A 16,365-nucleotide genomic window follows, 5' to 3' on the forward strand; every position below is an offset into this window, starting at 1 on the left:
CGGAACGTACGCCCGGATACGCCCCGGATACGCCCGGCCGACGATGCCGCCGACGTCAGCGTACGAATCCGGGGGATGACTTCCCGCAAGCCGCCGACGACGTACACCGGGCATCACACCGACGCCCTCCGACCGACCCCGACCAGCCAACCAGCCTCCACGAACCCGACTTGACTCCCCGCTCCCCTAGAGTGGAGACATGTCACTTGGCTTAAACATCCTGCTGATCTTCGTATTCCTGCTGCTCGGCTCCGTCTTCGCCGGCACCGAACTTGCACTGGTGAGCCTGAGAGGCTCGCAGATCGACCAGATGGAGCAGGAGGACGCCCGCGGCGCCCGCGTGGCCAAAATCGCCCGCGATCCGAACACCTTCCTGTCGACCGTGCAGATCGGCGTGACCCTGTGCGGCTTCCTGTCCGCATCGTTCGGTGAATCGTCGATCTCGCCGTTCATCGTGCCGTGGGTCGTGGCACTCGGCGTCCCGCAGCACATCGCCGCGCCGCTGACGACGATCGTGTTGACGCTCATCATCTCCTACTGCTCGATCGTGATCTCCGAGATGGTGCCGAAGCGCATCGCGATGCAGAAGACCGAGCAGATCGCGCGCGCAGTCGTCCCGGCGATCGACGTGTTCGCGAAGATCTGCCGTCCGATCATCTGGCTGATCGGCAAGAACACGAACGGCATCGTCCGACTGCTCGGCTTCGACCCGAACGAGACCGAATCCGAGGTGTCCGACGACGAGCTGCGCGTGCTCGTCAACACGAACACGAACCTGAGCAAGGACGAGCGCACGATCCTCGACGACGTGTTCGACGCCTCCGAGACGATCGTCGCGGAGGTGATGCGCCCGCGCGCCGACGTCGTGTTCCTCGACGGATCGATGACGATCCCCGACGCGGCCAAGTACGTGCGCGAGATGCCGTACTCCCGCTACCCCGTCACCGGCAAGGACTTCGACGACGTGCTCGGCTTCGTACACGTACGCGACCTGCTCGACGTGCGCGATCCGGACGCGAAGACCGTCGCCGACATCACCCGCGAGGGCATCTCGTTGCCGGGCACGTCGAAGCTGCTGCCGAGCCTTGAACTATTGCGCAAGCGCGGTATCCATCTGGCCGTCGTCATCGACGAATACGGCGGCACCGACGGCATCGTCACGCTGGAGGACATGACCGAGGAACTGGTTGGCGACATCCACGACGAATACGATCTGCCCGAGGAGAAGGGCGGGGCGCGCAACCGTCGTAGCGTGTTCGTCAACGGCATCGCCACGATCGAGGGCGGTACCACATTGGAGGACTTCGAGGATCTGACCGGCATCGAACTGGAGGACGGCCCGTACGAGACGGTCGCCGGATACTTCCTTGCGCACACCGGCAAGATGGGCGAGGTCGGCGACGTGCTGCACTCCGACGACGGCTACGACATGATCGTCAAGCAGGTCGACGGCCGCCGTATTGAGACCATCGAGGTGAAGAAGGCCGGCGCGCCGGACCACTACGAGCCGACTAGTGGGGCCACCGGGGCCACGAACTGACACCAAACCAACTGACACCAACTAACACCAACGTACGCCAGCACCAACGACGACTCCCTATGACGTCGGCGTACGTTCCACCGGGTTATTCCGGTGGACATCCGGAGGAACGTACGTTAATGGTTACCAAACGTACGTTCCTCCGGGGTTTTTCGGCGAATGTCCGGGCAAACGTACGTTAACGGTTGTCAAGAGTACGGTTGCCCGGATGTCTAGGAGAAAGACCCGGAGGAACGTACGCCGGCACGTACGCCGGCACCTCGGCCCTGATTGAAGCCGAAACCTCTAGACTGGGTAATACAAGGTTCCTTATGGGAGACTCCCACAAGGAAGGAAAGGAACAATCATGGCACTCGCATTCATCGTCCCCGGCCTCGACGAGGCCGTCTCCGAGAAGGCCATCGCGATTCTGCAGAACCGCCTGAGCCAGGAGCAGGAGGCCGCTCTGGTCCTCAAGCACGCGCACTGGAACGTGACCGGCCCGAACTTCATCGCCGTGCATGAGATGCTTGACCCGCAGGTCGAGGTCGTCCTCGCTCAGGCCGATGAGACCGCCGAGCGCATCGCCACATTGGGCGGCACGCCGGACGGCCGCGCCGACGCGATCACCCGCAACCGCACGTGGAAGGCGTTCGATGTCGAAGGCCGCGCAGGCACCGAGGAGTACCTCAAGGCGCTCATCGAGTACTACGACGCGTTCATCGCCGACGACCGCAAGGCCATCGCCGAGCTCGACGACCTCGACGTGATCAGCTCCAACATCATCCAGGACCATGTCCAGGAGCTCGAGAAGTTCCAGTGGTTCATGCGCTCTCACCTCGCGTGAGTAGGCGTTTTCTCTATTGACTGACACTGACTTATGAGAAATGCGGTTCTCCTTGTCTCAAGGGAACCGCATTTCTCATTGTCACGCGAAACACGCGTTATAACGCGTTATAAATGGTCAGATGGAGACGTGGTATCCGGCGTTATGTGTGGCTGGGAGACGTCCGATCCCATAGGATCCGATACGTCGATCGGGGCGGATCGGGGATGGATGCGTGATGAGTCTGCCACTCAGCGCATGTCAATCGGTTGATGTTCGTTGAGCGGCAGAAAACCGTGCCGCTCAACGCGATTTCGGCGCTTTTTCACGTTGAGCGGCAGACACATCGGCAGCAAGGACAGCCCTCGAGATACCGGCTATTGCAGAATCGTTGAAAAATAGCCATTTTGACAACATGTCAAATAAGGTGGCGAGTCGGTAACGACGCATCGTCGTGCCGCTCAACGCCAAAAACACTGAAAAAAGCGTTGAGCGGCACAGCTGGGAGACGCGCAGACGGCATAGCTAAGCGAGGACCGGTCCCGGCCGCCATCCGGGCCCACACCCGCAACACGACGCCGGATCACGGTGCTACAACACAATGCGGCGGTTGAGTTCGCGGCGCAGATCGCGCCAACGCGGCAGATAGGCGTCCATGCGCGCGCGGAACCGCTCGCCGTGACCGCGCTCCCACAGGTGGGTGAGCTCGTGGACGAGCACGTATTCGAGGAACTCGGGCTCCATGAGCCCCAGTTGCAGGTTCAGTCTGATACGCCCGGTCTTCGGCGTGCACGACCCCCATCGTGAGGTCATCAATCGCAGGGTGATGTGCGTGGGCGATTTGCCGACGATCGGTGTCCACTTGTCGAGGAGACCGGGCAAAGCCGCGTTGATCGCCTCCTCAGCGCGCTTGCGGCGATCGTCGGTCCACACATGGGTGCGATCGAAATCGGCATCGTCGCCGTCGTTCGAGGCGGGGGAGTCCGACGAAGGAGACGTCGAGGGGACAGGGTCAACGGAACGCGTATCGCCATCGAACGGATCCAGTCCGCTGACGGAGAACAGGTCGTCGCCGGCTTCCTCGACACCGCCGACACCACCAACACCACCGTTACTCGACGGATCAAACTCGCCCTCGCCGAATCCCGCCATCGCCTCGTGACGCGCCTTGGCCATGCGTTCGCGCTGCCGATCGATCCACTCACGTCGGCCGCGCACGAAATCGACGATCATACGTTCGGACATCCGCGCCGGCGCCGACACCACGATTTCCCCGGACGGAGGCTTGATGCGCAGATACATGTTTCTGATGCGTTTGCGCGTCACCTCGACCGGCATTCCGTCGACGTCGATCACACGCATGGAGATGACGGCAGGGAAGGGACTGACGCGGGAGGGGCGGCGACGATATGGCATATCCGCCATTGTGTCTACCGAGAGGACATCGCGATTTCTTCATCCTGTGACTACCCGGCGTACACCATGAAATCGCCACTCACTCCTACTCCCATAAGGCGACACGCCGTAACGCACGCATTCTTTGACAAACCTCGAATGACCTGTATTATAACTGCTTGTGCTTTGAAGTGCACGGACGGGCCCGTAGCTCAGGTGGTTAGAGCGCATCCCTGATAAGGATGAGGTCGGAGGTTCAAGTCCTCCCGGGCCCACAGGAAAAAACAGCGGCCGTTTGAGCCGCTATTTTTTTCTATCTGCAACTGAAGAGGCGCCTTTCGAACTAGGGACACTGGGGCATTGGCGCAGCTGGTAGCGCATCTGCTTTGCAAGCAGAGGGTCGCCGGTTCGAACCCGGCATGCTCCACTAGTGGCGACACTTCAGGGACAGGATGAGGGCCGTGGGATCAACCGATTCCACGGCCCTTATCTCGTTTGCAGGCCCTAACAGCGTTCCCAGATTCCCAGGTTCCCCGGTTCCCATCACGCCCTCTCGCGCCCCATTACGCAACAACATCCCCATGAAGTGGTGTTTCACCCATCACGCGGTGATGCAAAACGGCGGTATTCCGCCAAATCGAAAAATCGTCTCACCGCGCGATGGGAATATCACAACGCGATGGGATCCGACACCGCTCGATGGAGCCGATCAATCATCCACTGACAGAGCGTGGACAGACCCTTGCCGGATCGAACGGCACGTGCATACAATCGGAAACGTCTATTGATAGCCCAAACCCAAGGGGGAGTCCATATGCTCACGGACGAGTACGTCAAGCGCGTCTACGCGCAGGTCGAGAAGCGCGACGGCGATCAGCCGGAGTTCCTGCAGGCCGTGCAGGAGGTCTTCGAGAGCCTGCAGCCGGTCGTCGAGAAGCACCCGGAATACGAGAAGGCGGGCGTGCTCGAGCGCCTCGTCGAGCCCGAGCGCGTGATCAAGTTCCGCGTTGCGTGGACCGACGATGAAGGCAAGGTTCAGGTCAACCGCGGCTACCGCATCCAGTTCAACTCCGCGATCGGCCCGTACAAGGGCGGCCTGCGCTTCCACCCGACCGTCACCGAGAGCGTCATCAAGTTCCTCGGCTTCGAGCAGATCCTCAAGAACAGCCTGACCACGCTGCCGATGGGCGGCGCCAAGGGCGGCTCCGACTTCAACCCGAAGGGCAAGTCGGACGCCGAGGTCATGCGCTTCTGTCAGGCCTTCATGACCGAGCTGTCCCGTCACATCGGCCAGTTCACCGACGTTCCGGCCGGTGACATCAACGTCGGCGGCCGCGAGATCGGCTACCTGTTCGGCCAGTACAAGCGCATCCGCGACGAGTACTCCGGCGTTCTGACCGGCAAGGGTCTTGAGTTCGGCGGATCGCTGGCCCGCACCGAGGCCACCGGCTACGGCCTGTGCTACTACACCGCCGAAGCGCTGCGCGTCCTGCGCAACGACTCCTTCGAAGGCAAGACCGTGATCATCTCCGGTTCCGGCAACGTGGCCACCTACGCCGCGCAGAAGGCCGAGCAGCTGGGTGCGAAGGTCGTCACCGTGTCCGATTCCAACGGCTACATCTACGATCCGAACGGCATCAACGTCGACGTGGTCAAGCAGATCAAGGAAGTCGAGCGCGGCCGCATCAAGGAGTACGCCGAGCGTGTGCCGGGCGCCGAGTACCACGAGGGCAGCAAGGGCGTGTGGAGCGTCAAGGGCGATATCGCCCTGCCGTGCGCGACCCAGAACGAGATCGACGGCGAGTCCGCGCAGCAGCTCGTCGACAACGGCGTGACCGTTGTGTGCGAGGGTGCGAACATGCCGTCCACTCCGGAGGCGATCGCCGTCTACCAGAAGAACGGCGTGCTCTACGGCCCGGCCAAGGCCGCGAACGCGGGTGGCGTGGCCGTCTCCGGTCTGGAGATGAGCCAGAACTCCTACCGTCTCTCCTGGACCTTCGAGGAGACCGACGCCAAGCTCAAGTCGATCATGGAGACCATCGTCGCCAACTCGCTGGCCGCTGCCAAGGAGTACGGCCACGAGGGTGATCTGATGCTCGGCGCGAACGCCGCCGGCTTCGTCAAGGTCGCCAATGCGATGGTCGCCCAGGGCGTGCTGTGAGCATATAGAACCTGTGGGTGAACACCCGGCATCGGGAATTCACCCACATTGACCGTCCCCTCATCGTCAGGGGAGTCATGATTCAGTCGTCCGGCGCGTGGAACGAATCCTCTCTGTTCCATGCGCCGGATTTTTTGTCAGGTCTATCGATTCGACGGATTATTCGACGGATTCGCCGGATTCCCCGCAATGAGATCCCACGGCGCGCGGCGGGTGAGCAGTTCGAAGACGAACACGATCAGGAAGCCGAGAATCGCATACTCGAGCAGGGAGCGGAATGCGTCGGAATCGGCGCCGATGAACCCGATAATCGCCATTTCGGTGAACAGGCCCAGCACCAGCGTGCGCACGGCGTAGAACGCCACTCGGCTCCATCCGCGTCGCGAGACCGTTTCGATCGTCATGTGCGTGAACATGCCGCCCAGGGTCTGCCCGCGATGCGTCGCCGGAATCGCCAGCTCGAACACGAGGAACGCGAGCGCCGCGGCCGATGGCGCGACGCCGTTCAACCAGCCGTTGCCAAGCGTGATCAGCCCTCCGAACAGCGTGTAGTCGCCGTTCGGCAGCGGAGTCGACATCCAGTGGAACGCAAAGACCATCGCCAGCGTCACGGGGAAGTAGACGAGCACGACGAAGATCATGTCGATCACGTAGGCGACCACACGATGTATGGCACCCGGACGCATGTTCACGTCATCTCGCCCGGGCAGGGCCGATTGCGGCACCCAGCGGGTGAACAGTTTCGCGATGACGAATCCGACGAGTGCGCCAAGCGTGTTCGTCATCAGATCGTTGACGTCGAACTGGCGGTAGGCGCACGGGTAGAGTCCCCAGAATCCGGTGAGCTGCGACGTCTCGATGAACAGCGATGCAACAAGGCCGGAGGACAGCACCGCCCACCATGACCAACGCAGCCAGCGGGTGAATACGAAGCCGAGCGGGATGAAGAACACGACGTTCATCAGCAGCTGCAACAGCCCGTACAGACCTCCCGTCTGGATGTCCTCGAGGAATCGCAGGGGATTGAGCTGTGGAGTGTAGTCGCCGGCGTGCACCGTGCAGAACCGGTCCGGGTCGTCGGGCATCGGGTAAAGCGTCAGGGCGATGAGTCCGGTGAAGTACAGCGTGCTCAGGTAGGAGGCGAGTACGGACATCGCACGTAGCCGGTGATGCCGGTGATACAGTCCCGCGAGGATCGGCAGGGTGAGCACAATCGAGACGACCGGCCACAGGATCATCGCGATGATGAACGATGTGGAGAAGTAACTCAGGTATCCCAACATTGGCACCACTATACGACCCATGCCTCATACGTCCCCACATGATTACATACGACCCCGTGCAGTTCTTCCGTACGTTTCCTGGGGCTATCACAGGGCGACTCCCGATCACCGTACGCTGAGTCGATCGCAGCATACGGTGTTCGGGGCTTGAACGACGAAATCCCCCGATTTCGTACGCCTGCCAGTCCGCAGCGTACGAATGCGGGGGATTGCAAGATGATACCCCCATGGACCGTACGCTGACGATTGCTCAGCGTACGGTCCGTGGGGTCGAGCGACGGTTACCCCCGTTGGGAGGACGGAGGATGTCCGAAATGGCCGGGGTCGGGCATCCGAGGCAACCGGGATGTGGCCAACCGGGGACATCCGGGGACATCCAAGGACATCCGAGGCAACCGGGGCGGCCGGAATGTCCAGGAATATCGGATGACTCAGATGAGCTGGAGGGTCACGTCGAGGGTCAGCGGCTTGTCGGCGGGCAGCTGGAACTCGTCGTGGACCGGTGCGCCCCACGTGTCGTCGCCGCCGACGCCCATCTGGGCGGCGAGCAGGCGCAGGAACGTGTGACGAACCGGCGGCAGTTCGTTCTGGTGGGTGGCCTCCTCGAGCATCAGCGAGCTGTACGGCAGCAGGCTCACAGCGAACGGCGAAGCGCCCGGAGCCGCAGCGACGCGCATGCCGTGGCCGTCCACGTCGGTGATCTCGGCCCAGCGCACGCCCTCATGGTTGCCGGTCTCCTGGGGCATCAGGTACGGTGCGCAGTCCTCGGCGGCGGTACGCGAGTAGACGCCCAGCTTCGCGCCGTGCAGGCGGTCGGCGTACGTCTCCTCGGGGCCGAGTCCGTAGAACTTCAGGTGATCGTACTGCGCCGGCAGCGTCCATTCGAGGCCGAACGCCGGCAGGGTCGGCGCGTCCTCCTCACCCGCGTACTTGACGGTCAGGTGCACGTGCAGGGCCGCGTCGACCTCGTATCGCACGATGACCGGCGTGCGCTTGGCGTCGGCGAGCTCGTAGTCGTAGCGTGCGACGAGGCCGGTGCCGTCGGCGGTCTTCTCGATCGACGTGCCGGTGACGCGGGCGTAGCGTCCGGCGGCGAACCACTGGGCGCGATCGAAGCCGGATCCGTTGCCGCGATCGTTGTCGACGAGCGCGCGGAACGTCGTCAGGTTCGGGCGACGGATGACCATCTCGCGGTCGCCGTAACGGAACGACACCATGCCGCCGGCCGTCTTGGACAGGAGGACTTCGGCGACATCGCTGTGGATGCCGGAGTTGAAGCCGTCCTCGGCGATGACCGCCTTGGATGCGGAGACATCGGCAGCGGAATCGCCATCGCCATCGAACGACACGATCGCCGTGTGCTGACCGAACGCCAGTTCGTAGCCGGCGGGCGCCCAGTCGGTCGCCTCGGCGAGACGCTGGTCGACTTCGTACGTGACCTCGGCGCGGCCGGACAGCGGCACCAGATCGGTGACGTGTGGGAACGCGATCGGCTCGCGGACCTTCGCGCCGGCGGACACGTCGAAGCGATAGTCGGCGTGCCAGCGCTCGATGCCGTCGACGAGGACGCGCGCGGTGAACACGTAGTCGGCCGTCGACACGAACAGGTTGTCGTTCGTGATCGTGACGCCGGACTCATCCGGAACCAGCTTCACGTTGGCGTACAGCTGCTTGACCTCCTGCGCCTTGGGGGAGACGGTGCGGTCGGCGAAGACGATGCCGTCGCCGGCGAACTCGTAGTCGTTCGGGCGATCGTCAAAGTCACCGCCGTAGGCGAGGCGCTCGGTGCCGTCGCCGAGGCGCTGGAACAGGGCCTGATCGACGTAATCCCAGATGAAGCCGCCCTGGTACTTCGGGTACTTCTCGAGCTCGGTGTACAGGTGCAGGCCGCCGGAGGAGTTGCCCATCGAGTGGCAGTATTCGCAGGAGATGTACGGCTTGTCGGCGTCGTCGCCGAGGTACTTCTCGACGATCTCGGCCGGCTTGGCGTACATGCGGCTCTCGATGTCGGTGGCGGCGGCGAACTCGGGATCGTTGAACACGCCCTCGTAGTGCACCGGGCGGAACGGGTCGTTGGCGTGGAAGAAGTCGCGCATTGTGTAGAACACGTCACCACCGAACGACTCGTTGCCGAGCGACCAGATCACGACGCTCGCATGGTTGTAGTCGCGGCGCAGCATGCTCTCCGCGCGGTCGACGCACGCGGCGCGCCACTCGTCCTTGCTGCCGGGGATCGCGCGGGCGGGCTGGAACACGTCGCCCGAATCGGTCCAGCTGCCGTGGGTCTCGAGGTTGGTCTCGTCGAGCACGTAGATGCCGTACTCGTCGCACAGCTCGTACCAGCGAATCTGGTTCGGGTAGTGGCAGGTGCGCACGGCGTTGATGTTGAGTCGCTTGAACTCGCGGATGTCCTGGACCATGACTTCCTCGGACACCGCGCGGCCCTCGCGCGCATCGAACTCATGGCGATTGACTCCCTTGAAGATCACGCGCTTGCCGTTGATCTTCATGATGCCGTCTTCGATGGCGAAGTGACGGAAGCCGATGCGCTGCGTCGCGACCTCGATCACGTGGCCGTCGGCGTCAAGCGCGGTGACGGCAAGCGTGTACAGGGTCGGCTCCTCGGCACTCCACGGGGCGACCTTGGCGAGCTTCGTGCGCCAGGTCAGGGTTTCGGCGGACGCGGCACCCTTGGAATCATTGGCATCATTGACGTCCTTGGTGTCCTGCCAGACGACCGATTCGTCGGCGTCGAGCAGTGCGACCTCGATCGATGCGGCCTTGCCCACGACCGTCGCCGCGACGTCGAGCGTGCCCGCGCCGGTCGTGTGGTCATAGTCGGCATCGATCTTGAGGTTCTCGACGTAGACGGCCGGATGCGCGGCGAGCTCGACCGAGCGGAAGATGCCGTGCATGCGCCAGAAGTCCTGGTCCTCGAGCCAGCTGGCGGAGGAGTATTCGAAGACGGCGACGTCGAGCGTGTTCTCACCCTCGTGCAGGGCGGAGGTCACGTCGAACTCGCTGGGGGTGAAGGAGTCCTCGCTGTAGCCGATGAACGCGCCGTTGAGCCATACGGCGATCGCGGTCGACGCGCCGTGGAAGGTCAGGGTGACGGTGTGGCCGGCACTGAGCGCGGCGGCGACCTTCGGGGAGGCGGCGAACCCGCGGCGGTAGAACGCGACGTGGTTGTGTTCGGGGATGGCGGGGGTCGCCGGAGCCTCGTGACCGGACCACGGGTACTGCTGGTTGACGTACTTGTGGCTCAGGAAGCCGCGGGTCTCGAGCGTGGAGGGCACATCGATCGGCTGGAAGTCAGCGGCGGCGAATGCGGCGAGCGGATCGGCACCAAATGCGTCCTTGCCGTAGTCGGCGAGATCGACGACCTTGACGCTCCACGCGCCGTCGAGGCTCTGCTTCAAGTCCGAAGTTTCGCCCGCGCCGGGGACGTGGTCGTAGTAGCGATGGCTGGAATGCGCGTCGAGGCGATTGACCTCGAACGTGCGCGGATCGTCAAGCCATGCCGGATCGAAGCGATCGGCGTGCATCGTGTGATTGTCCGGCTGAGTACTGGTCATAGTCTTTGCCCTTTCTGTCCGTTATTGCGTACTGCTCCGTCGGCGCAACTCTGGAGTAAATCTTTTACTAAAAATAGTCTTCACGCACCCACAGTGCAAGTTCATCGAAACGGCGCTCGATGTCACCGACCCCTCTGACGAGGGGCTGTCAGCAAAGCTGGCTCCAACAGCCCCAGCACCGTCGCGATGGTCGCCTTCTCCTCCCTCACCTCCGGCAGCCAGCCCAGAACCAGTCCGGCTGACACACAGCGAATCGACGCCGCGAGCGTGCCATGCGCTAGGATGGACGTTAGTAAACGCATTACCAATCAGCTTGAGGGCGGTATCAAACGCACGATCCGCCCCGCGAAGGAGCAGCGAACAACAACATGGTCACGATCAAGGAAATCGCGAAACAGGCGGGATTCTCACCGGCGACCGTCTCGCGCCTGCTCAACGGCGACCCGACCTTCTCGGTCAAGGAGGAGACGCGCCGCAAGATCCTCGAAGTCAGCGAGCGCCTCGGCTACGAACCGCAGGACCGCCAGTTCGTCGCGATGCGCGATGTGGCGGTGCTTGACGGCATCACCGATGACGAGGAACTCAACAACGCGTACTACCGCGAACTACGCTCGACCCTGCTCGACACCGCGCAGCAGCTGCATGTGACGTTGTCGTTCCACTCCGAAATCGCCCATCTGATCGACAACGCGAACCAGTTCGACGGGTTCATCGCGATCGGCTCACAGCTATACTCGTACCCCGAGCTGAAACGGCTGCACGACGCTCTGCCGCACGGCGTCTTCATCGACGTCAATCCCGCGCCGGACCTGTTCGACTCGGTCCAGCCGGACCTGCCGCAGACGATTCTCGATGCGCTCGATCTTGCGATGGCGCGCGGCATGCGCCGCATCGGACTGATCGGCGGCACCGGGCGCATGATGGGCGGGCACGAATACCCGGAGGACATCCGCACGATGGCCTACCGCAACTGGTGCGAACGGCTCGGACTGCCGACCGAAGGGCTTCTGTTCGTAGGCGGCCCGGTGAGCGTCGACAACGGACGCGAGCTGGGGGAGCGGGTCGTCGAGACGTTCGCCGGCGACACGTCCGGCGACCTGCCGGACTGCTTCATCGTGACCACCGACTCGCTGGCCGTGGGCGTGCTGCAGTCGTTCACCAAGGCGGGGATCGTCGTACCGCGCGATGTGGAGCTGATCAGCATCAACAACCAGTCGATCGCGCAGTACACCTCGCCGACCCTCACCACGTTCGACATCGATCAGCAGGCGCTGGCCCGCACCGCGCTGCACACGCTGTCCGACTCGCTGAGCTACGACACCGACATCAAACAGCACACGCTCCTATCCACGAAGCTGGTGGTGCGCGACAGCTTCACGCCGGCCGAGCCAGCGAAATAGAGGGAGACGACCCGCGTCAGTTGCCTCCCAGCATCAGCGTGGCCGCATGCTCCTGCAACCATTGACGTAGATATGGGATGGTGAAGTCCACGTACCCATATGCCGACGGATAGATGATTCCCGCCTGAATGAGACGTTCACGGTATCGCCCCGCATACTGGGGATCTTTGCCCAATCGCTGAGCGATGTCTCCCGTGCGCGATGGCCCCTGATCCTGCGCCATGGCCAGCAGGTATGTGCGATCGACACTGGACAGATCCTCGATCGCCGGTTCATGCACGGTACCGCCAAGACGAATACGCGCCGCCTCGACACCGGCACGCGCCGCCCCCGCGTCGATGACCGATCCGGACGCCTTTCGCCAGATGTTGTATCCGACAAGCTGAATCATGAAAGGATACCCATGCGTCGCCTCCGTGGCGATCTGCAACGCTTCGGGAGTGATGGCGCCGCCATTGGCCGTGATGACCTCTTCAAAGGCGTCGCTGACCAAGCCAAGGGAGATGTCCTCCAATTCGACCGGCATCGCACGCCTGAGAAAAGTGATGACGTTGTCATGCAGCAACGAGGACGTCATGCCGGGAAGTCCCGCAAAGGCCACCGCGATGTTCCGTTCCTCTCGAATCAGATGTTGGACCGCCGTTGCCAGTGCGCGAAGGTCGCTGACATTGGCACCTTGTGTTTCATCGACGGTGATCAGTAGTCCATGATCGGAATGCCGTTTCCCGATGCGATCCAACGCATCGGTGAGTGTCGCACGCAATGTCATGGGCAAGGTCGTCTCGTTGAATTCGACTTTGCCTAGATCGGCACTTCCCACCCCTTCGATGCCCACGCTGGGAAGATCGATGGATTTGATGCTCCGGGAACCGTATTCTGAACGCAGTGTCAGTATGAGATTGCCGATAAATCCCGGAGTGGCGGTCTCATCAAAAACCGTCCAGTGTCGAGCGCGGGCACGTTTCCCGAGGGAATTCAACAATACGGTTTTCCCGGACCCACGGCTTCCGGTGATACGCATTAGTCGATAAGGCGAACCGGGGCCCGATTCCAGTGAGTCATCGAATTCATCCAATACCGAGTCTCTGCCGATGAGATACGGCGGGTTCGCCCCTGCGGATGGTCTGAACGGATTCGGCATACGTCACCTCGATCGTGATACGACGATTGCTCTCCTTTTCTATGCTTTCATATCCTTTTTTATCTTTTTCTAAGTTTGTTTATTCTTTTCTAACTTTTCATATCCTGTCAGCGGGAACTCACGAGCATAGGAAAAGCCGAGGCCCCGCGTGAAGCGGAGCCCCGGCCGGATGAGAGGAGATTCGTGCGAAGTATGAGTGATCTATGAGGGATCTCGGGGAAGGTGATCGGCCTTCCCGCGATCATCCACGCCCCCTCCCGGCCCCCTCTGACGAGGGGGCTGTCAGCACAGCTGACTGGGGGAGAGCAGAGGCTCAGGATCAGCCTTCCTTGACGGTGAAGCCCTGATCGTTGCCGTACTTGACCAGCGCGTCCTGGAAGGCGGACAGGCCCTTCATGAGCGTGGTGGACTTGTCGGTGTAGGCCTTGCCGACGTAATCGCCGTAGATAGTGTTGGCCTGGCCGGCGTAGGGCAGGAACTGGAAGGAGGAGGTGACCTGGTTGGCGGCCTCGGCGAGGACCTGGTTGTAGTCCTGATCACCGAAGTAGGCGCGCACCTCGTCGGAGCCCTTGAGGAAGTCGGCGTCCTTCAGGGTGTCCTTGTCGGCCGGGAACGCACCGCCGTCGGTACGGATCTTGATGCCTTCCTTGCTGTGGTTCGCGAACTCGATGAACTTGTAGGCGGCGTCCTGGTTCTTGGAGGCGGCGGTCACGGCCAGCGCGGAACCACCGTTCTCACCGTTGGACGGCTTGCTGGCGTCCCAGTTCGGCTGCAGAGCGACGCGCATGTTGCCCTTCGCGGCCGCGGAGTTGGAGACCAGATTGGCCGGCATCCAGGCGCCCTCGAAGATGGAGGCGATGGTGCCGTCGCCGATGCCGCGGTTCCACTCGTCGGCCCAGGTGGCGACCTTGGTGTTGATGAGGTCCTCATCGATCAGCTTCTGCCAGTACTCGGCGACGGTCTTGACCTCGGGGTCGGACTTGAAGTTGATGGTGACGTTCTCGCCCTTGGACTCGTACGGCTTGGCGCCGGCCTGCCACAGGAACGCGGTCATCACCTTGATGTCGCCAGTGTCGGCGGTGATGTAGTAGTTCGGGCCGAGGGCGTGGATCTTCTTGGCGGCCTCGTAGTACTCGTCCCAGGTCTTCGGAATCTCGGTGACGCCGGCCTTGTCGAAGGTGGCCTTGTTGTAGAACATGGCCTGCGGGCCGGAATCCATCGGCAGCGCATACACGCCGTCGTTGATGCTCACGGAGTTCCAGGTGCCCGGGGTGTAGAAGCTGTCGAAGCCGGAGGTCTTGTCCTTGATGTTGGCCAGCTGGCTCTGCTCGCCGATGACGAACTGCGGGATGGTCATGTACTCGAGCTGGACGACGTCCGGGATGCCGCTGCCGGCCTGGATCGCGTTGTTCAGTGAGGTGACGGTGGTGTCGGCCTTACCGGTGTTGTTGAAGTCGATCTTGATGTTCGGGTACTTCTTCTGGAACGCTTCGATGACCGGCTTGAGGGTGGGCTCCCATGCCCACAGGTTCAGCGTGACGTCGCCGCTAGCGTCGCCGGCGCTGCCCTGACTGGAGGACGACGATGATTCGCCGCACGCAGCAACGGAAACCAGCATGGCTGCAGCGCCAATCAGTGCCACCGACTTCTTCATCGAGAAGCTCATGTTACTTGCCTTTCTCTTCCTTGAGGCTTTGTTCTCCCGGCCCCGCAACACTCCGTGTGACCGGTTACAGCAATGAGTATACACTGGTGTGTAACCGGTCACAATCCGCGTGTCGCTTCGACGAAGAACAAGGAGCGTGATGACGCCTGCTTGCAGTGGCACACGGCAACAAAGCACGGCGTCGGACAGAGGGCAGAGAGGTGAATACGATGACGTATATGAAGACGACGAGGAAGAAGGTTACGATACGTGACGTGGCGCAGCAGGCGGGTGTCTCCTACGGCACCGTCTCCCGCTATCTCAACGGCAACAACCACGTCTCCAAGGATGCTTCGAGACGCATCGCCGCGGCCATCAGGGAGCTCGAGTACACGCCGAACAGGGCGGCGCAGTCGCTGGCGCAGCAGCGCACGCTCACCGTCGCGCTGATCATTCAGGTCGAATCGAACGAGACGATCGTGCAGGCCAGCGTCAGTGAGGCGATGACCGGCGCGAACCAGACGCTCGGTGACGCCGGCTACCAGATGGTCACGCTCATCGCCAATTCGGACGAGTCGACCGAGCGCATCGCCAAGCTGGTGCGCAGCGACTTCGCCGACGGCTACCTGCTGTTCTCGCTGAGCAACGACAACTTACTCGCCAACACGTTCCTCAACATCAGTCGTCCAGTGGTGCGTTCGGAGGCCGGGGACCGAGGCGACCTGCCGTATCCGGCGGTCGACTTCACGAACCGGGACGGCCAACGCGACATCACTCGCTATCTCCTCGACAAGGACCGCGCGGATCTCGTGTACGTGTGCGGACCGGGCTACTCGCCGTCCGCGGTGAACCGCCTCGAGGGGTTCAAGCAGGCGATGGGAGAGCGGTTCAACGAGCGTCAGGTCTACTACGCCGACGACTGGGAGATCACCAGCGGCGAGATGGCCGCGGTCGAGTTCCAGCCGATGCTCAATCACATCAACGGGTTCGTGTGCGCGAATGACAACATCGCGGTCGGCGTGATTAACCAACTCACGCGCTTCGGGTATCGTGTACCAGACGATATCGCGGTGACCGGTTTCGACGATTCCTCGATGGCGATCCTCGCCAATCCGAAACTCACCACGGTCCGACAGGACTCGATCCTGCACGGCCAGACGATGGCCGAACTGTTGCTGAAGATGATGCGCGGCGAGCAGGTGGAGGATCACTACATCAAGCTCCTGCCTACCTCGATCGTCGAACGCCAGTCGGCGTGAAACAACGCCCGCGTGGAACGCGGTGGGTGTTCCACGTGAAACACCCATCACCGCTAAACCAGCCCGCCCAAACCGATGTGCATACGTCCATGTTGCATCTCTCTTCCCTGATTTATAGAATCGTGATTTAGTAAATTACGATTCTATAAATCGGAGAAGAG

10 protein-coding genes and 2 tRNA genes are annotated in these 16,365 nt (G+C 62.2%); 7 read left to right on the forward strand and 5 right to left on the reverse strand.

All coding sequences use genetic code 11. The features are described 5' to 3' along the window. Positions 1-199: 199 nt before the first annotated feature. Entirely contained in the window at positions 200-1,540 is a 1,341-nt protein-coding gene (locus EMB92_RS06645) for a hemolysin family protein (RefSeq protein WP_150394218.1), read from the forward strand. A 346-nt stretch (positions 1,541-1,886) separates the two neighbouring features. Next, on the forward strand, positions 1,887-2,366 hold the full coding sequence (locus tag EMB92_RS06650; protein WP_043166669.1) for a Dps family protein: 480 nt from the start codon (positions 1,887-1,889) through the stop codon (positions 2,364-2,366). Between the two features lie 570 nt (positions 2,367-2,936). Here EMB92_RS06650 and EMB92_RS06655 read toward each other — a convergent pair. Further along, positions 2,937-3,761, reverse strand: coding sequence for a M48 family metallopeptidase (locus tag EMB92_RS06655; protein ID WP_375137636.1), 825 nt, complete (start codon positions 3,759-3,761; stop codon positions 2,937-2,939). A 180-nt stretch (positions 3,762-3,941) separates the two neighbouring features. Here EMB92_RS06655 and EMB92_RS06660 point away from each other — a divergent pair. From EMB92_RS06660 to gdhA, 3 genes are all read left to right on the forward strand, one after another. Beyond that, positions 3,942-4,015: transfer RNA gene (locus EMB92_RS06660), tRNA-Ile, on the forward strand. Positions 4,016-4,094: 79 nt separating this feature from the next. Beyond that, positions 4,095-4,167 (forward strand) — tRNA-Ala (locus EMB92_RS06665). A 387-nt stretch (positions 4,168-4,554) separates the two neighbouring features. Then, entirely contained in the window at positions 4,555-5,901 is a 1,347-nt protein-coding gene (gene gdhA, locus EMB92_RS06670; protein WP_140445332.1) for an NADP-specific glutamate dehydrogenase, read from the forward strand. A 143-nt stretch (positions 5,902-6,044) separates the two neighbouring features. On the opposite strand, the gene EMB92_RS06675 is transcribed toward gdhA, so the two are convergent. Both EMB92_RS06675 and EMB92_RS06680 read right to left on the reverse strand, forming a co-directional pair. Next, positions 6,045-7,184, reverse strand: coding sequence for a VanZ family protein (locus tag EMB92_RS06675; RefSeq protein WP_150394219.1), 1,140 nt, complete (start codon positions 7,182-7,184; stop codon positions 6,045-6,047). 431 nt (positions 7,185-7,615) lie between these two features. Continuing rightward, positions 7,616-10,759 carry a beta-galactosidase, LacZ type gene (locus tag EMB92_RS06680; RefSeq protein ID WP_150394220.1) on the reverse strand — a complete coding sequence of 1,048 codons (3,144 nt, stop codon included), beginning with the start codon at positions 10,757-10,759 and terminating at the stop codon, positions 7,616-7,618. A gap of 368 nt (positions 10,760-11,127) precedes the next feature. Here EMB92_RS06680 and EMB92_RS06685 point away from each other — a divergent pair, with 368 nt between their 5' ends. After that, complete coding sequence (locus tag EMB92_RS06685; protein ID WP_150394221.1) at positions 11,128-12,159, forward strand: LacI family DNA-binding transcriptional regulator; 1,032 nt, start codon at positions 11,128-11,130, stop codon at positions 12,157-12,159. A 16-nt stretch (positions 12,160-12,175) separates the two neighbouring features. On the opposite strand, the gene EMB92_RS06690 is transcribed toward EMB92_RS06685, so the two are convergent. Together EMB92_RS06690 and EMB92_RS06695 are read right to left on the reverse strand one after the other, a co-directional pair. Beyond that, on the reverse strand, positions 12,176-13,300 hold the full coding sequence (locus tag EMB92_RS06690; RefSeq protein WP_150394222.1) for an ATP-binding protein: 1,125 nt from the start codon (positions 13,298-13,300) through the stop codon (positions 12,176-12,178). Positions 13,301-13,619: 319 nt separating this feature from the next. Next, positions 13,620-14,966, reverse strand: coding sequence for an ABC transporter substrate-binding protein (locus EMB92_RS06695; RefSeq protein WP_150394223.1), 1,347 nt, complete (start codon positions 14,964-14,966; stop codon positions 13,620-13,622). A 218-nt stretch (positions 14,967-15,184) separates the two neighbouring features. On the opposite strand from EMB92_RS06695, the gene EMB92_RS06700 reads away from it, so the two are divergent. Next, positions 15,185-16,204: a LacI family DNA-binding transcriptional regulator gene (locus EMB92_RS06700; RefSeq protein ID WP_107044967.1), complete on the forward strand. Its 1,020-nt coding sequence runs from the start codon at positions 15,185-15,187 to the stop codon at positions 16,202-16,204. Positions 16,205-16,365 lie beyond the last annotated feature (161 nt).

This window comes from Bifidobacterium callitrichos, from assembly GCF_008698085.1.
Classification (GTDB): Bacteria; Actinomycetota; Actinomycetes; order Actinomycetales; family Bifidobacteriaceae; genus Bifidobacterium; species Bifidobacterium callitrichos.